Raw genomic sequence first — 16,913 nt, forward strand, 5'->3', positions numbered from 1 at the left:
AATAAAATATCAACCGGTTTAAGTTATAACAAACGATATTGTACTTATACTCCTGTTTTAGGCTGGAAGCAGATGCCTACGCCGTAGTTTGCTCCGCCGCATCCCATACATGCCTGTCTGCAGTTGGGAGATACGATGCCCTGCTGTGAGCGCTCCCACTCTCTCCAAAGGAATTCCTTTGATACTCCGCAGCTTATCATGTCCCAGGGAAGGATCTCATCCTTTGTTCTCTCACGTTTTACATAGAACATGGGATCAAGGCCTGCTTTTTCAAGCTCTTCCATCCAGATATCGTTCTTAAAGAATTCACTCCAAGCATCAAATATGCAGCCTCTTTTGTAAACGTTATAAATAACAGTGGATAGCTTTCTGTCGCCTCTTGCGAGAATTCCTTCAAGCATGCTGGCATCTGCTTCATGCCAGTTGTACTTGATATGCTTTTGGTTAAGCTGAGACATAATGCCTTTTCTTGTAATGTTGGCCTTTTCAAGGAATTCTTCTTTTGTATTCATTGATGCCCACTGGAAAGGTGTGAAGGGCTTTGGAACAAAGAAGGATGTACTTGCTGTAATCTCAATTGTTCTGCCGTTTCTCTTTTCCTTGGGAACCGTCTCAAAGTACTCAACTGCTATTTTATTGGCAATATCACCGATTCCTTCGATATCTTCTGTAGTTTCACCCGGAAGGCCAAGCATGAAGTAAAGCTTAACCTTATTCCATCCGCCTACGAAGGCCTCGTGGGAACCCTTAAGAATATCTTCTTCTGTAAGTCCCTTATTTATAACATTTCTCATTCTCTGGGTGCCGGCTTCAGGGGCAAAGGTAAGTGAAGACTTTTTAACGTCCTGAACCTTACTCATTACATCAAGAGAGAATGCATCTATTCTCAGTGAAGGAAGTGAGATGTTAACCTTATGTTCATTACAATAATCGATAAGGAACTCAAGAAGTTCATTGAGCTTGGAATAATCACTGGTACTAAGTGAGCTTAATGATATCTCTTCATATCCTGTATTTTTTATAAGAGTCATTGCGTACTCTTTTAGCTTTTCAACGTCTCTTTCTCTAAGTGGTCTGTAGAGCTGACCTGCCTGGCAGAATCTGCAGCCTCTGATACAGCCTCTCATAACTTCGATTACTGCTCTGTCCTGAGTTACCTTTATAAAAGGCATAACAGGCTTCATGGGATAATAAGCATTGCTAAGATCTGTGCAAAGCTCTTTCTCAATAACAGCAGGTGCTCCGTCAAGAGGCTTTATCTCACTAACAGTACCATCCTCGTTGTAGGATATCTCATAAAGCGAAGGCACATACATTCCTGGAATCTGTGAAACTTTCTTAAGGAATTCTTTTCTTGATACACCCTCTTCTTTGCATTTCTCATAGAGATCAAACAGGTCGCGGTATCTGGTCTCACCTTCACCAATATAAAAGATATCGAAGAAATCAGCGATAGGCTCCGGATTATATGTGCAGGGACCACCGCCAATTACTATGGGATCATTTTCTTCTCTGTCTTTGCTGTAAAGTGCGATGCCTGAAAGGTCAAGAACCTGAAGAATATTGGTGTAACACATCTCGTACTGCAAAGTGAATCCAAGGAAATCAAAATTCTTCACAGGGGCCTGTGATTCCAGTGCAAAAAGCGGGATATTCTTTTCTCTCATGATCTTATCAAGATCATCCCATGGAGAATAAACCCGCTCACACCATACGTCTTCATATTCGTTGAACATTCCGTATAAAATCTGAATTCCAAGATGAGACATACCAATCTCATAGACATCAGGGAAGCAGAATGCAAAACGTATTTTTACATCAGAAAGATTCTTGATAACAGAGTTAACCTCACCGCCAACGTAGCGCTCAGGTTTTCCAATGCTAAGAAGAATCTCATCTGATAAAGCTAATTTCTCGTTCAAACTACACCTCAATAATTTAATTATTAAGAAAAATCATCTCCTGGCCAGTTCGTCGGTAATCTCCTCCCAGGAAATATTTTTCTCTGACATAAGTACCATCATATGATACAAAAAATCTGCCATTTCGTAAACGAGTTCATTAGAATTTGTATTTTTTGCGGCGATAACCATCTCGGTACTCTCTTCGCCGACTTTTTTAAGAATCTTATCAAGGCCCTTCTCATAGAGGTAGTTGGTATAAGAACCTTCTCTGGGATTGACCTTTCTGTCTTTGATGACTTCAAAAACGCTGTCCAGGACTCTTTGAGGATTTTTCTCTGAATAGTTTCTTGAAGCAATTTCGTTAAAGAAGCATGAATAACTTCCTGTGTGACATGCGGCGCCAACCTGTTTTACCTTTGCAAGAATGGTATCAAGATCGCAGTCAGCTGTAAGCTTCTTCACATACTGGAAGTGACCGCTGGTCTCGCCCTTAAGCCAAAGTTCATTTCTGCTTCTGCTAAAATAGGTCATCTTACCGGTCTCAATTGTCTTATAAAAAGATTCCTCGGTAAAATACGCAACCATCAAAACTGCGTCAGTTCTGTAATCCTGTACAACAACTGGAACCATTCCGTCAGAATTCTTTTTAAGATCCTCCCACTTAATCTGAGGAATCATTCTGTTAACAGCCATATCGTTGTCTGCGCAGAACTTCTTCATACCGCGAATCTCAGCGGAATTCTTGTTGATACCTTCGCCGGTAAGACCTGCAGTATTGGCTCCTGACATAAGCTCAAGCATCTTATCAAGTGAAATATCCGGCACGCTGAAAATCGTAGGCATGTTAAGTACGGGAGCCTGCTTGATCTGAGAACTGTTAAGAAGAATAAGCTCATCTGCAAACTTTTCAATGTTCTCGGTATTTTCTGTAATTCTGTCAGTCTCTGTATAGCAGATTGCAATTTTATCTTTTCCGAATTTTTCAGATACTTCCTGAAGAATTTCGATATTGCCCTGTTTTGAAAAATTAAGGCATGCTTTTTTGCAGCCGGCGTAAAGGAGCTTCTTGATATCCTCCATACGCTTTACATTACCTGCTCCATATACACTTGTTCCCACATTGGCGCAGATATCCTTGATAATATCAAGGGACTCTTCATGCTCTGCATCGCCTTCAGATAAGTCGAAAACAATTATGGCATCACAGTCGTCATTATCATACTGTTCAGCAAGAGCAAGCGGTGTCTGCTCAAGTACTTCATCCTGTTCAAAGCCTTTAACGGCATTCCTTTTTTTCAGATAAATGCAGGGTATAAATCTTTTAAGCATTGTATTCTCCCGGTAAATTTAGTATTTATAATGAGCCCTTTGTACTGAGGACACCTGTAATTCTCTCATCAATTAAAGTCGCTTCATCAAGAGCCTTGGCAAAAGCTTTGAACATGGCTTCAATCTTGTGATGATCGTTGATTCCGGTAATTACTCGCAGGTGTAGATTCATCATGGCACCGTATGAAACTGCATAGAAGAATTCTCTTACAAGCTGAGTATCAAATCCGCCAACCATAGGAGCATCAAAATCAGCATTCATCACAAAATAAGGTCTTCCGCAAAGATCAATCGCAGAAAGAACCAAAGTCTCATCCATAGGAAGAATTCTTTGTCCGTAGCGTTTGATATTGCTCTTATCTCCAAGAGCCTGTGCTATAGCCTGTCCAAGAACTATTCCGGTATCCTCAACGGAGTGATGTCCATCCACGTAAAGATCGCCGTCTACATTGACTGTCAGATCAAAGAGGCCGTGTCTTGCAAATGCACTAAGCATGTGATCAAAAAATCCTATGCCTGTATTTACTTCAGATTTTCCTGTTCCGTCAAGTTCAAGCTTAACGGTAATGTCTGTTTCTCCGGTCTTTCTTGTGACTACTGCACTTCTGCTCATAAGTAATCTCCTCAAAATTTTATTTTCTTGTATTATAAAAATCTTATTCGAATCTTACTGCAATTGAATTAGCGTGAGCTGTGAGTCCTTCATTTTTAGCAAAAAGTTCGATATCCTCATGTACAGCCTTAAGTCCCTCTTCCGAGTAAGCAATTATGCTGGTCTTCTTGATGAAATCATCCACGGACAGAGGTGAGAAAAATCTTGCTGTCTGATTTGTAGGAAGGATGTGGTTAGGTCCTGCAAAATAATCACCAAGAGGCTCTGAAGAATATGCTCCAAGGAAAATTGCACCGGCATGCTTGATCTTTGGCATAACCTCGAAGGGATTCTTTGTAAGGATTTCAAGGTGTTCTGATGCAACAGCGTTTGCAGCATCAATCATGTCATCCATATTATCAGCTACGAAAATATATCCGTAATTATCAAGAGACTTTCTGATGATCTCTGATCTGTCCAGTGTCTTAAGGAAACCATCGATCTCATCAGAGACCTTATTAGCAAGCTCCATGCTCGTTGTAATAAGTATAGCACTTGCCATCTCATCATGCTCAGCCTGAGATAAAAGATCTGCAGCGACATATCTGGGATTGGATGTTTCATCTGCAAGAACCAGGATTTCTGAAGGACCTGCAATTGAATCGATTGAAACATATCCAAAGCATGCTTTCTTGGCAAGAGCAACAAAGATATTTCCGGGGCCTGTTATTTTATCTACTTTGGGAACTGATTCTGTACCAAAACTCATAGCTGCGATAGCCTGAGCTCCGCCCACCTTATAAACCTCAGTTACACCTGCGATATCAGCTGCAACCAAAGTTCCGGGATTAACCTTACCGTCTGCTCCGGGAGGCGTACACATAACGATTCGCTCAACGCCTGCAACCTTGGCAGGAACCACGTTCATAAGAACACTTGAAGGATATGCAGCTTTTCCGCCTGGAACATATACACCGGAAATCTCAATGGGATATATTCTCTGGCCTAGAATTGAACCATCTGCTTTTGTATCAATAAAGCTGGTCCTCTTCTGTTTCTCGTGGAAGGATTTGATGTTTTCGGCACTCTTTTTCATTACTTCAATGAATTTAGAATCAAGTGCATCGTATGCTTCCTTAATCTCAGCTTCTGTAACTTTAATAGATTCCTTTGAAAGAGCGAATTTATCGAACTTCAAAGTGTATTCAAACAATGCTTCATCTTTTTTAGTTCTGACATTCTCGATAATATCAGCAACGATTTTCTCGTATTCGCCGTAGTTGGAAGGGCTTCTTTGCAGCAGTTTATCAAGAAGTTCGCCTTTAGTGTTTTCGTTAAGTTCTACAATACGCATTACAAATTCTCCTTCATGTCGTTGATAAGCTTCTGAATTCTGGCCGATTCCATCTGCATGCTGACCTGATTTACGATGACTCTTGCAGATAAAGGACAAATCTCTTCAAGGACTGTAAGTCCGTTCTCTCTAAGAGTACTTCCTGTCTCAACTATATCCACAATTACATCTGACAGATTTACGATGGGACCAAGCTCTACCGAACCGTTCAGCTTAATTATGTCTACTGTCTGATTTTTTCTGTTATAAAAATAATCTCTTGCGATATTGGGATATTTACTGGCTACCCTTATCATCTCATGGTGATTTAGAAGCTCTCTGGCTGATTCCGGACCGCAGACACACATTCTGCATTTGCCAAAGCCAAGATCAAGAACCTCATAAACACTTCTGTTTTCCTCCATGATGGTGTCCTTACCCACAATACCGATGTCGGCTGCGCCATGCTCTACATAAGTAGGCACATCCGGTCCCTTGGCAAGGAAAAACTTAAGCTTAAGCTCTTCATTAGTAAAAATTAGCTTTCTTGTGCTTTTATCTGTAACTTCTTCGCAGTGAATACCGCATTTTTCAAGAAGCTCCATTGTGTTATTTACAAGTCTGCCCTTTCCAAGAGCAAACGTAAGATATCTGTCCTGTTTATTCATGAAAATATCCTTCTTAATCGTTGATGTGTAAGTAGTTACAATTATTTCTTGGATAAAATTACTTTCTTCCCGCCCTCACGAAGCTTTTGAGCTTCTGCCAAAGTGGCCTCAAAATCATCATCTGTAAAGCTAAGAACAACTACGCCGTCCTCATGCTCTAACTTGATATGCTGGGAATAAAGTGCTCTCATCACATCGTCCACGTTGATCATAAAGCCTATAGCAGGTGCGCTTTTTCCAAATCCCTCAAGAAGATTGTCATAGCGTCCGCCCTTGGCGATTGCATCACCAACGCCATAGGTATATGCATGGAACATAACGCCTGTGTAATAATTGAATTTACTTAACATTCCTAAGTCAAAGGATATGTATTTTTCTATTTTGTAGCTGCAAAGAACCTTATACAGCGCCTGAAGTCTCTTGATGGAATTCTGAGAACGATCATTGGTTACGATACTTCCTGCCTTTTCTAAAATAGAAGCATCGCCGATACAGGTAGATACACTCTTAATGAGCTGTCTGTATTTATCGCTGATGTTGTTCTCTTCCATAATAAGATCAGCAGCAAAAGTATTTCTGTTTGTAATCTGTTCTCTGATTTCTGCCTCAGTCTCTGCGCTTATTCCTGCCTCTTCGCAAATACCATTGTAGTAATCAGCATCGCCTATGCTTATCTGGAACTCAGTAAGTCCTACAGCCTGAAGTGACTCGACAAGTAATGCGATCATCTCAGCATCTGCATAGATACTGTCATCATTCATAAGCTCAGCGCCGATTTCGTTGTTCTCTTTAAGCTTGCCCTGAAGTGAATGGGTGTTTAAAAATGTTTTGCCATCATAGCAGAATCTGACCGGCTTATTGTCTTCCAAAAAATACTTGCTTACGCATCTTGCAACAGAAGGCGTAAAGTCAGGACGAAGAACCATGGTGTTGCCATCTTTATCAAAGAATTTGTACAGTTCTCTCGCACTGTTATTACTTATCTCTGTCGAATAGATATCAAAGAACTCAAAAGTAGGTGTATCAATATCCTCAAAACCGTAAGACTTCATCTTTGCATTTATAAGGCTTCTGATAAGTATTCTGTCACTGCATTCAAGACCATATAAATCTCTTACGCCTTCAGGAGTGTGAAGTAATTTTCGATTCATACAAGTTCCCCTTGTGCTTTACTATGGTAACGTGCTACCATGCTAATTTGTTAAACTTCACTCAGTTTATCGGAATATACTTCTTTTGTCAATCTCTATCTTCCAAATCCTTCTGCAAAAGCTCAAGATATGGAATAAATGCAGCCTGATCATCGGATATCATGTAGTCCATATCAAGCTCATCGAATCTAAAGCTCTTTCTGCCGCCTTCTTTCGCTCTGTCCCAGAAAACCTTAAGATGTCTGAAGGGCAGATAATAATACATGCCTCTAGCTGTATAGTAAATTAGAAAAAAAGCAACGCCATCCTGCTTTTCAAAATTATCCATGAAAACAACCTGATGCTCATGGATATTCTCAAGAGTAAATGTATCAACGGCGCATTCCTTTGCATCAAAGCAAACAGGAATACCCTGCACAGCGCCGATGTAATCAACGGTACTCTTTTGATCAAAGTAAGCAAGGGTGATGTGTCTTGTCTCCTTATCGATATTAATGGGAGTGATGGGCGTAGGAATTTTCTGAATTAGAGCAAGCCCATCATTTAGATATTTCTCATTTGTTCTGTTAATCATCTCCTCAAGGGTTGATCCCCTTAAGCCTCTTGAGTTCCAGGTTGGCATGTGATTTCCTTTATCTTTTTATATTCAGGTGAAAGCCCTGCTTCGAATGCTTTTCCGGAAAGATTTGAAAGCTCACCGGAAAACTCGGGTAATTCAATCCTTCTTGCATGAAGAAGCTGATACTTAAGCCCTGCACATTCCTTGAAAAACATGTTTATATTGCTGCTTCCGTATTTCCCATCACCGATTATGGGGTGACCTGTTGATGACAGATGAGCTCTGATCTGATGGGTCTTACCTGTTATTAGACAAACTGAAAGCTCTGTGAAAACTCTGTCTCCAAGCTTATTGCCGGTGGTCTTATCGCCGCACTTTGAAGAATCTATTTTAAGATATCCTGATACTTCGTAGGAGGTCTCAATCCTGTCGGCATCCTTTAATTTCTGTGCTTCCTTCTCATCTACAAGTCGTACCTTATTATTTTTCTCATCCTTTATGAGATACCCTGAAATATGGGCATTCTCAGTGATCTTCCCTGCTACGATTGTTGAATAATATTTGTGAATTGTTCTCTCCTTCAGGCCCTTAGCCATCTCTCTTGCACCAATAAGGGATTTTGAACAAATGACAATTCCTGAGGTATTTCTGTCCAGTCTGTTACAAACAGAAGGTCTGAAGGTTACAAGACTATCCTTCTTTACAGCACCCTTATCAAGAAGATATCCAATCAGCCATTCATTAAGACTTAAATCCTTGGGTTCAGCTTTCTGAGTAAGGATTCCTGCAGGCTTATTTATCAGAAGGATGTTGTCATCTTCATAGATTATCTCAAGGTGTCCAAATCTCTTATAGGCCAGTTCATATTCCTTAAAAACACCTGAGAGCTTATTATCATTTTCTTTTGAATCATCAGACGCGGACGCGAACTTATTGGCAAATTTACCAAAGGTCTCATCAGAAAAGAAAACGCTTATAGTGTCTCCCTTTTTCAGAACCTCTTTTCCTGTTGCCTTCTTTTTATTTAGGACAATATTCTTTTTCCTGAGCATTTTAAATAAAAAGCCCATGGTTGTACCAGTAAAATACTGGGATAAGAATTTGTCCAGCCTTTTCCCGGCTTCGTTGTCAGTAATGTTTATATCTCTCATCTAAATACCGTATTTATATTATCTATTATACACACATGTGCCATATATTAGAACTTATAAAGATATGGACAAAAGCACATGGGCACAGGTCTCAACAGTGCCTGGAACCCACGCATCCTCTATTGCCTGAGGATCAATATTCTTTGATACTCTTATCTGCTCAAGCTGATCAAGTCTTGAACAAAATGCATCCAGGTCCTTGAATACCTTTACTGTATAAGAGCTGTAGCCGCTCTGAGCGATCTGATTCCTGATGTGTTTTTCGCAGTCAGCTGTATCAAGGCCTTTTACTTCCGAATAGCAGCATACATTCTTATCAAGAACTGTTGCTGCAGAAATTCCATAATTCTCGTCATAGCTTGTCATTTCAAGCTCATATCTGATAAGGAGACCGCCTCTGTGAGCTTCAATCTTGTCATAGGTTTCTTTTGAACAACGATGTGCCCTTAAATACATGATCATATTCACCGCACTAAGTCCTGCAGGTATGCAGCCAAGAGCAGCTATGATACTAAAAGCACTCTTATTGGTGTGATATATCAAAAGACCAATAAGGAAAATTGCTACGCAGGCAAGAACAGATATTGTTGTCCTGATTATTGCAAACCTTGCAGCTCCTTCTATGTATCCAAATTCCCCCTTTGGTACTCTTTTCTTAAATAACTTCATAGCCTTTAATTCTTATTCCTTTCATCTTCTGTTTTTCCTGACAGGAGCTCTAACTCTTCCTTAGTAAGCTCTCTGTAATCTCCCGGCTCTAGATCCTTATCAAGGTAAAGACCTCCCATTCTGATTCTCTTTAGGAAAACAACTTCATTTCCTATCGCAGTCAGCATTCTTTTTACCTGATGGAATCTACCTTCATGCAAAATCAAATGAAGAATCTCTTGTCCATCTCTATCTTCAATAAAAGCTTTGGCAGGCATTGTAGGCTCTTCATCACCAATATCAAGGCCTCCTTCAAGTCTTTTAATATCATCCTCAGTAATCTTATCCCTGGTATGAACTTCATACTCCTTCTCCACGTGCTTTTTGGGAGAAAGCAGCATATGCGAAAGCTTACCGTCATTTGTTATAAGTAAAAAGCCTTCAGTATCCTTATCAAGCCTTCCAACGGGAGCAAGATCTTTATCATAACCTGTATCAATAAGGTCTATAACTGTTGTATCATGATTATCTGTTGTTGCAGACACAACTCCCTGGGGCTTATTCAATTGATAATATCTGAATTTGGCATAACCTTCTGTGAGATTCTCATTATCAAATATTATCTCATTTTCTTCAGGATTAACGGACATCTCAGGTCTTTTGGCAACAACGCCGTCTACCTTTACCATTCCGTTTTTTATGCATTCTTTAATTTGTTTTCTGGTTCCTATTCCGGAATCACTAAGAAATTTATCTAGTCTCATCAAAATACCTTTAAAAATCTATGAGCCGCCGTAATATCAAAATTACGGCAGCTCAAATAAATCAAATAATATTAAAGCAGATCGAGATTGAGGTCACCATCATCTATTGGAGGTATAGTACCTGTCTGAGGTGTAACCTCATTCACCTGCACGCCGGCTCCCTTAGAAACATTTACAGGTTCCACGCTGGGCGGAACAAGATCTGCTCTGTTAGACTTAATAGTCTCGCTATAGTTTGTAAGGGAACTAAGCAAAGCTGAATTAGTTCTGTTTGTAGTATCAATTGCAGAGTTGATGATCTTCTCCACATCTGCAAGGAGCTGATCTGTATAGGCAACTGCAGCTGCCTTCATCTGATTAGCTTCATCTGTAGATTTTGTAAGAATATCCTCTGCCTGCTTTGCAGCCTGATTGATAACCTGATTAGCCTGGGCGTAAGCCTGCTGCATAATCTCGTGCTCATTAATAAGCTCATTGGTCTGAGCTGTAGCTTTATCAATCAGATCTTTTGCCTTCTTTCTGGCATCATCCAGAATAGCTTCTTTATTGCTGATTATAGTCTGATATCTTTTGATCTCATCAGGAGTCTTGCTTCTGAGCTCGCGAAGAAGCTCGTCAATCTCCTCTTTATTAACTACAATATTGGTCTTGGACAGTGGCTGATACTTGCAGTTTTCAATGAAAGTTTCGATTTCGTCGATGCATTGTTCAATTCTGCTGCTCATTCTGATTTCCCCCATTATTGTTTTTGGCTTCATAGCCATATTTTCTATATACCATCTCTGCGACATCTGGTGTTACGCAGTGACTGATATCCCCATGAAAACTGGCAAATTCACGTACAGTAGAACTACTAAGATAGGCGTACTCAAGACTTGTAGTAAGAAATACTGTATCAACCTCTCCATTGGAGAAGGTCTTGTTGGTCTGTGCTATCTGAAGCTCATACTCAAAATCAGTGATAGCACGAAGACCTCTGATAATAATCCGGATATTGTTCTCTCTACAATAATCGATAAGTAATCCTTCATAGGACTGAACTTCTACGTTATTTAGATCAGAAGTTGCCTCTTTAATCATCTTAACACGTTCATCTGCTGAAAACAACGGACTCTTAGCGGTGTTCACGCTTACCAGAACCACCATTCTATCGAACATTGCCGATGCTCTTTTGATGATATCAAGATGACCCAGTGTTATAGGATCAAAGCTGCCCGGATATACTGCTATTTTCATTTACTAAACCTCTTAATTTACAACAATCTTACACTTAGCTTTCTTTTTGCCGTCCTTGGTTGTAACGGTAATGGTGCATTTACCCTTCTTGTGAGCATAAACTACACCGTTTGCATCAACTGTTGCAACACTCTTCTTGCTGCTCTTATATGTTACAGCCTTATTATAAGCCTTTGCGGGCTTAATTTTTGCAGTAAGCTGGCCTGTCTGACCAACAGTAAGTACCATCTTCTTGGTGTTAAGCTTAACTGACTTAACCTTAACAGGTGTTTTTACAGTTACCTTAACCTTAATCTTTACACCATTACTTGTCTTAATGGTGATTGTGCACTTACCGTTTTTCTTACCCTTAACAACACCCTTCTTGCTTACAGAAGCGATGCTGCTGTTGCTTGATGAATACTTAAGCTTTCCGCTTGCACCTGTGGGCCATACCTGTGCATTAAGGTTTGCCTTGTAGCCTTTATATACAGTGAGCTTCTTGGTAGGAACTTCAATATCCTTAGCTTCGCCGCCAACAACTGTTACTCTGCATACAGCCTTCTTACCACCAACGCTTGATGTAGCAAAAATCTCACATACACCATAACCGATACCGTATACAGTACCGTTGGGATCAACAGTTGCTACAGCCATATCTGACGTGTTCCACTTAACCTGCTGAGGTGAACTTGCAGGTGTAACAGATGCTGTAAGTGAAAGTCTTCCGCCAACACCAATTGTGGCACTTGTCTGAGAAATATTTACTGCAGTTGCCTTTGTAGGTGAAGCATAATGTTTAGCATAGTCATAGTAATTAACCGGATAGATATTCATGAAATCATTGGTTGCGTAATTTGCGTATCTCTGATGATAATTATCAAATCCGCAAGCAGTTCCTCTAAGGAACCAAACCCACTTATCAACTGATTTACCCTTATCATAGGATGGCTCAGCTCCCCATGTTGAATCTACATAGTAGAAATAATCACCGATCTGAACGATGTTCCAACCGTGAGGACCTGCACTGCTTCCGGATCCACCAATACCTGCAACAAGTCTTGCATCAATTCCCATAGAGAGACATATTCTGTAGAAAAGAAGTGAATACCCTTCACATACAGTATGCTTGGAAATTGCAGCTGAGTGACATGAATAGCGATAATATGAATTATTGTACTTAGCGTCATTGTCACCATTGTAATCGTAGGTAACATTGTTTATAAGATAGTCATAAAGTTTTCTAACCTTATCATAATCAGATCCGCTGTTAAATCTCTTTACAAGCTGGTTTACGACGTTTGTGGTCTCCGCTTCCTGCGCTGCAGTCTGTGTATATGCAAATCTGATTGTGTAAGTACCATAAGTTGTCTTATTGGCATAAGCTGTACCATTACCTACACCTGTTCCATAGTAAGCCCATCTTACATAGTCACCTTCGTTAGGCACACCAGTATGCTCAACGGCTACGTTAAGGATATTTGATAAAATAATATCCTTGTTGTACTTGCCGGGAAGCTTGAGGCTAAAGGTAATCATATCCTGTCTGTTCTTAATGGCAGCTCTTACAGCTTCACCCATTGTCTGGAAAGATGTGTGAACACCGGGATCTGTCATAAGAGTCTTGATATTCTCTGTGCAATCAATATCATTTGCAAGATAGCCGATTTCATCAGCATCTATTCTTCCATCGTAAACAGAGTTAACCTCTACTACAGGCTCAGATATATCAAAGTTAAGAACAACTGCAACATCATATACAGAGAAGCTCTCTGCATCATATGTAACAACAGTATCCTCTTCTTTGCCGTTAACAGTAAGCTCAGTATTTGCTTCTACTTCACTTACCTGTTCTTCATCATCAATATGGAATACCTGAATTGAAGTATCCTGATCTTCGTTTTTCTCGGCAAGATCGTCGTTAAGAGTGATCTCAACAGCCACATTGCCGTTAGGCTCGATCTCAACGCCCTCATACCAAAGGCTGATATCAAAGGATGCAGAATCATATACTACTGCATTTTCAGGAAGTGTATCATTTACAAGCTCGTCGGTATCCTTAGCATCATTGCCCTTAAGCTTTTCAATTTTTACTTCTGTTCCTGCAGGAACAACATCCTTTTCAGCTGAAATTTTGAAGTTATAGCCTTCAAAATCTGTGGAGAACTCAAATGCTTCAGATGCTTCATCTGTAGCAACATCTTTTGAAGTCTCAGCAGTAGCATCATCTGAAACAGCTATTGCAGCATCATTTGATGCCTCACTATCAGCTTCGTCAGTAGCTTCAGTATCAGAACTGTCAGCTGCATCTGTAGCCTCAGTATCTGATGAATCTGTTGAATCACTGGTTTTCTCAGTTCCATCCTCTGTAACATCGGCTATAGAGCCTTCGCCTGAAGCATCAGAAGCATCGCTTCCCTCAGTCTCAGATTTCTCAGAACCTGTTTCAGCGCTGTCTGAACCTTCTGAACCGGCTTCGCCTGAACTCTCGCCGTCAGCTTCTTTTGAAGCACCTTCTTCAGAGCTTTCAGTCTCTGATTCTGAGCTTTCTTCGCCTGCCATTTCTGAACTTTCTTCAGAGCTGTTTGCTTCAGTCTCATCTGAAACAAGATTGATGCTCTCATCATCTACACTTGCAGCCTTTACAGAATCTGCAGAAGTTACCATTGTGTTTCCGGCAAGAGCTAAAGCAAGGGCTAAAGCCAGGCCTTTGTTTAATTTACTTCTCTTCATAAAACCTCAAAAAACTCCTTTTCCAATAATTCCCCCCTTCATAAAGAAATTATTTAGAACATTTACGCAGAAAAACATGCTGGTTTGACTTGTAGCGTTTTTCTCTCGTAATCTCAAATCCCTGATCCTCAAACACTGACAAATCCATATCTAAATTGCACTCAGCAATAATCATCGTATATTCAGTGACATACGGTAATTTTGCCAACAGTGCAAATGTTCTCTCATAAAGTCCGCCTTCATAGGGAGGATCGATAAAAATAATATCAACCTCTTCCTCACGGACATTTTTAAGCCCCACCAGAACATCCTGCTTAAGAACAGTTGCCTTTTCCTCGAACTTCGTAGTCTGGATATTCTGATTGATGCATTTTACTGCCTTTATATTGTTTTCGATAAAATAGGCTCTTTTGGCACCTCTTGATAAAGCTTCAATACCAATTCCGCCGCTTCCTGCGAAAACATCGATAAACACAGCCCCGGGAACATCATTTTGAATGATGTTGAATAAAGTCTCCTTTATTCTGTCCTGGGTGGGTCTTGTGTCATTACCTTCAGGTGTAACAAGCTTAAGGCGTCTGGCCTCTCCTGCAATTACTCGCATAAATACCTCTTAAATTCTAATCTTTGTACCTTTAGTATCACGATTTGCTATCTTAAGGTGATCGAGATTCAGATTCTTGCCGTTGTGCTCAATGGCTTTTTCCTCTGTCTCACCAAGATAATAAACATCTCTGATGGTGTCCTTTCCTGTAAGTCTCATTCCGCGAACACCCACAGCGCCCTTCTTTTTCTCAGGTACATCCTCTGTCTTAAACCTTAAGAAGAAACCGTTCTCAGATTGAAGCACAACTGTGCTCACATCATGAATAGAATGAACGCTTACAACCTCATCACCATCATTAAGCTTAGTAGCTGCAACCGAACGTCTTGTAACATCAAATTCGCCGCCGTCTACAACCTTCATATTTGCCTGCTTTGTAACAAACATAATTCTGTAAAGGTTAAGCTCTGACTGGCTTGCAACGTTTATTATCTGATCCTTGGTGGTATCAAAATCGCTGACATTATCGATGGGCACACCCTTATCTCTCATCTTGCCCTGTGGAAGATCCATGGCTTTGATTGTGTGGAGATTACCATTTGCGGTAAACACACAGATTTTACCTGTGTTCTTCATAACAAAGGAATACTTAAAGTCATTCTTTATGGTCTCAAGATTCTTATCGTAGGTAGTAACATCGATAGTCTTGGCATATCCAAATCTGTCCATAAGGAAAGCAACGTCGATTTCTTCGATGGGCTTTTCTTCGTAAACAGCATCTTCTACATTATCAATTACGGTCTTTCTCTTAACAGCATATTGTTTCCTTATCTCTGTAAGTTCATTCTGGATAACAAGAGACATGGACTCATGATCCTCAAGTATATCCTCGTAGCGATAGATCTTGGCGATGGTATCTTCATGCTCTTTTACAAGGGCATCAAGTTCAAGGCCAATGAGTTTATATAATCTCATCTCCATGATGGCTTCAGCCTGTCTCTCAGTAAAAAGAAGCTGAGCAGCCATAGCTTTGGAGGCTTCGCTCTTAAATCTGATTCCGTCGGTATTACCGTTAACAAGACAATCCTTAGCCATAGCCCTGTCTTTGGAACCCCTCAGAATCTCGATTACAATATCAATTACATTGCAGGCCTTGATGAGACCTTCCTGAATCTCCTTCTTTTCCTGCTCTTTTTTAAGTAATGTAGTGTATTTACGTCTTGCAGTCTCAAACTGGAAATCCACAACAGATCTCATGATGGCTGTAAGAGACATGGTCTCAGGTCTGCCATCACAGATAGCAAGCATGTTTACACCAAAGGTATCTTCAAGCTTGGTCTTCTTGTAAAGAAGATTTGTAAAGTTCTCTACATCCGTATCCTTCTTAAGCTCGATTACAATTCTGATACCTTCTTTTGAGGACTGGTTGGAAATATCAACAATATCATTTGTGATCTTCTTCTCAGCCAGCTCTGCCACATCTGAAAGGAACTTACCTATTCCTGCTCCGATCATGGTATAAGGAATTTCAGTTATAACAAGATTGATGTGTCCTGCTTTTCCCTTCTCAACAGAAACAGCGCCTCTTATGCGGATCTTACCCTGGCCTGTCTCGTAGATTGATCTGAGGTCATCTTTATTGATAACAATGCCGCCTGTCGGGAAATCAGGCCCCTTAATGTACTTCATCAGCTGCTTGGTAGTCATCTCGGGATTCTGCATATATGCGATCTCTGCATCAATGACTTCGCCGATATTGTGAGGTGGTGTGCTTGTAGCCATACCTACAGCGATACCCTCAGATCCGTTTATAAGGAAATTAGGTATTTTAACAGGTAAAACTGTGGGCTCACGTTCTGTCTCATCAAAGTTTGGAACAAAGTCCACAACATCTTTATCAAGATCAGCAAGGAAATTCTCCTGTGTGATCCTGGCAAGTCTTGCCTCTGTATAACGCATTGCAGCTGCGCCGTCGCCTTCGATATTGCCGAAATTACCGTGGCCGTCTACAAGCGGTACTGATTTCTTGAAATCCTGGGTCATTACAACCAGTGAATCGTAAATAGAGCTATCACCGTGAGGATGATATTTACCCATGGTATCACCGACTATACGGGCACTCTTACGATAAGGTCTGTCATATCTGATACCCAGCTCATACATATCATAGAGAGCTCTTCTCTGAACGGGCTTAAGGCCGTCCCTGATGTCGGGAAGCGCTCTTGCTACTATAACGCTCATGGCATAATCAATATATGATTTTTGCATTATCTCCGAATATTCGGAGCGAATTAATTTCTCTTCCATTACTACCTCATCCGT

At 40.5% G+C, this 16,913-nt stretch carries 15 protein-coding genes; all 15 read right to left on the reverse strand.

Features of this window, described 5'->3' with window-relative positions; genetic code table 11:
- Positions 1 to 44: 44 nt before the first annotated feature.
- The 15 genes from G610_RS0102935 to G610_RS0103005 all read right to left on the reverse strand — a co-directional run bounded on the left by G610_RS0102935 (position 45) and on the right by G610_RS0103005 (position 16,898).
- Positions 45 to 1,922 carry a TIGR03960 family B12-binding radical SAM protein gene (locus G610_RS0102935; RefSeq protein WP_026523581.1) on the reverse strand — a complete coding sequence of 626 codons (1,878 nt, stop codon included), beginning with the start codon at positions 1,920 to 1,922 and terminating at the stop codon, positions 45 to 47.
- 33 nt (positions 1,923 to 1,955) lie between these two features.
- Positions 1,956 to 3,233: a bifunctional phosphoribosyl-AMP cyclohydrolase/phosphoribosyl-ATP diphosphatase HisIE gene (hisIE, locus tag G610_RS22580; protein WP_035796747.1), complete on the reverse strand. Its 1,278-nt coding sequence runs from the start codon at positions 3,231 to 3,233 to the stop codon at positions 1,956 to 1,958.
- 25 nt (positions 3,234 to 3,258) lie between these two features.
- Positions 3,259 to 3,846: an imidazoleglycerol-phosphate dehydratase HisB gene (hisB, locus tag G610_RS0102945; protein WP_026523583.1), complete on the reverse strand. Its 588-nt coding sequence runs from the start codon at positions 3,844 to 3,846 to the stop codon at positions 3,259 to 3,261.
- Positions 3,847 to 3,889: 43 nt separating this feature from the next.
- Positions 3,890 to 5,179, reverse strand: coding sequence for a histidinol dehydrogenase (gene hisD, locus G610_RS0102950; RefSeq protein ID WP_026523584.1), 1,290 nt, complete (start codon positions 5,177 to 5,179; stop codon positions 3,890 to 3,892).
- Complete coding sequence (hisG, locus tag G610_RS0102955) at positions 5,179 to 5,826, reverse strand: ATP phosphoribosyltransferase (RefSeq protein WP_026494631.1); 648 nt, start codon at positions 5,824 to 5,826, stop codon at positions 5,179 to 5,181. Before hisG ends, hisD begins: the two co-directional genes overlap by 1 nt.
- A gap of 41 nt (positions 5,827 to 5,867) precedes the next feature.
- The gene (hisZ, locus tag G610_RS0102960; protein ID WP_026523585.1) at positions 5,868 to 6,977 is read right to left on the reverse strand and encodes an ATP phosphoribosyltransferase regulatory subunit; all 1,110 of its coding nucleotides are present in this window, start codon (positions 6,975 to 6,977) and stop codon (positions 5,868 to 5,870) included.
- Between the two features lie 88 nt (positions 6,978 to 7,065).
- Positions 7,066 to 7,599, reverse strand: a complete 534-nt coding sequence (locus G610_RS0102965) for a Holliday junction resolvase RecU (protein ID WP_026523586.1) — start codon at positions 7,597 to 7,599, stop codon at positions 7,066 to 7,068.
- Positions 7,572 to 8,687: an RluA family pseudouridine synthase gene (locus tag G610_RS0102970; RefSeq protein ID WP_026523587.1), complete on the reverse strand. Its 1,116-nt coding sequence runs from the start codon at positions 8,685 to 8,687 to the stop codon at positions 7,572 to 7,574. The genes G610_RS0102965 and G610_RS0102970 overlap by 28 nt, the downstream gene beginning before the upstream one ends.
- Before the next feature lie 54 nt (positions 8,688 to 8,741).
- Positions 8,742 to 9,356: a hypothetical protein gene (locus G610_RS0102975; protein WP_026523588.1), complete on the reverse strand. Its 615-nt coding sequence runs from the start codon at positions 9,354 to 9,356 to the stop codon at positions 8,742 to 8,744.
- 5 nt (positions 9,357 to 9,361) lie between these two features.
- Positions 9,362 to 10,099: a pseudouridine synthase gene (locus tag G610_RS19530; RefSeq protein WP_035796750.1), complete on the reverse strand. Its 738-nt coding sequence runs from the start codon at positions 10,097 to 10,099 to the stop codon at positions 9,362 to 9,364.
- A gap of 71 nt (positions 10,100 to 10,170) precedes the next feature.
- Positions 10,171 to 10,824, reverse strand: a complete 654-nt coding sequence (locus G610_RS0102985) for an HrpE/YscL family type III secretion apparatus protein (protein ID WP_026523589.1) — start codon at positions 10,822 to 10,824, stop codon at positions 10,171 to 10,173.
- The gene (gene coaD / locus G610_RS0102990; protein WP_026523590.1) at positions 10,808 to 11,335 is read right to left on the reverse strand and encodes a pantetheine-phosphate adenylyltransferase; all 528 of its coding nucleotides are present in this window, start codon (positions 11,333 to 11,335) and stop codon (positions 10,808 to 10,810) included. The genes G610_RS0102985 and coaD overlap by 17 nt, the downstream gene beginning before the upstream one ends.
- Positions 11,336 to 11,347: 12 nt before the next feature.
- Complete coding sequence (locus G610_RS21950; protein ID WP_026523591.1) at positions 11,348 to 14,047, reverse strand: Ig-like domain-containing protein; 2,700 nt, start codon at positions 14,045 to 14,047, stop codon at positions 11,348 to 11,350.
- A 49-nt stretch (positions 14,048 to 14,096) separates the two neighbouring features.
- Positions 14,097 to 14,651 carry a 16S rRNA (guanine(966)-N(2))-methyltransferase RsmD gene (gene rsmD / locus G610_RS0103000; RefSeq protein ID WP_026523592.1) on the reverse strand — a complete coding sequence of 185 codons (555 nt, stop codon included), beginning with the start codon at positions 14,649 to 14,651 and terminating at the stop codon, positions 14,097 to 14,099.
- A 9-nt stretch (positions 14,652 to 14,660) separates the two neighbouring features.
- Positions 14,661 to 16,898: a DNA gyrase/topoisomerase IV subunit A gene (locus tag G610_RS0103005; RefSeq protein ID WP_026523593.1), complete on the reverse strand. Its 2,238-nt coding sequence runs from the start codon at positions 16,896 to 16,898 to the stop codon at positions 14,661 to 14,663.
- Positions 16,899 to 16,913 lie beyond the last annotated feature (15 nt).

The organism is Butyrivibrio sp. MB2005 (assembly GCF_000424285.1).
Lineage (GTDB): Bacteria > Bacillota > Clostridia > Lachnospirales > Lachnospiraceae > Butyrivibrio.

Excerpts from the sequence above, each read along its gene's own strand:
- G610_RS19530 (WP_035796750.1), bottom strand. The coding sequence starts at position 10,099 with ATGAGACTAGATAAATTTCTTAGTGATTCCGGAATAGGAACCAGAAAA.
- G610_RS0102975 (WP_026523588.1), bottom strand. The coding sequence starts at position 9,356 with ATGAAGTTATTTAAGAAAAGAGTACCAAAGGGGGAATTTGGATACATA.
- G610_RS0102970 (WP_026523587.1), bottom strand. The coding sequence starts at position 8,687 with ATGAGAGATATAAACATTACTGACAACGAAGCCGGGAAAAGGCTGGAC.
- hisZ (WP_026523585.1), bottom strand. The coding sequence starts at position 6,977 with ATGAATCGAAAATTACTTCACACTCCTGAAGGCGTAAGAGATTTATAT.
- hisG (WP_026494631.1), bottom strand. The coding sequence starts at position 5,826 with ATGAATAAACAGGACAGATATCTTACGTTTGCTCTTGGAAAGGGCAGA.
- rsmD (WP_026523592.1), bottom strand. The coding sequence starts at position 14,651 with ATGCGAGTAATTGCAGGAGAGGCCAGACGCCTTAAGCTTGTTACACCT.
- G610_RS21950 (WP_026523591.1), bottom strand. The coding sequence starts at position 14,047 with ATGAAGAGAAGTAAATTAAACAAAGGCCTGGCTTTAGCCCTTGCTTTA.
- hisB (WP_026523583.1), bottom strand. The coding sequence starts at position 3,846 with ATGAGCAGAAGTGCAGTAGTCACAAGAAAGACCGGAGAAACAGACATT.
- G610_RS0102985 (WP_026523589.1), bottom strand. The coding sequence starts at position 10,824 with ATGAGCAGCAGAATTGAACAATGCATCGACGAAATCGAAACTTTCATT.
- G610_RS0102965 (WP_026523586.1), bottom strand. The coding sequence starts at position 7,599 with ATGCCAACCTGGAACTCAAGAGGCTTAAGGGGATCAACCCTTGAGGAG.
- hisD (WP_026523584.1), bottom strand. The coding sequence starts at position 5,179 with ATGCGTATTGTAGAACTTAACGAAAACACTAAAGGCGAACTTCTTGAT.
- coaD (WP_026523590.1), bottom strand. The coding sequence starts at position 11,335 with ATGAAAATAGCAGTATATCCGGGCAGCTTTGATCCTATAACACTGGGT.
- hisIE (WP_035796747.1), bottom strand. The coding sequence starts at position 3,233 with ATGCTTAAAAGATTTATACCCTGCATTTATCTGAAAAAAAGGAATGCC.
- G610_RS0103005 (WP_026523593.1), bottom strand. The coding sequence starts at position 16,898 with ATGGAAGAGAAATTAATTCGCTCCGAATATTCGGAGATAATGCAAAAA.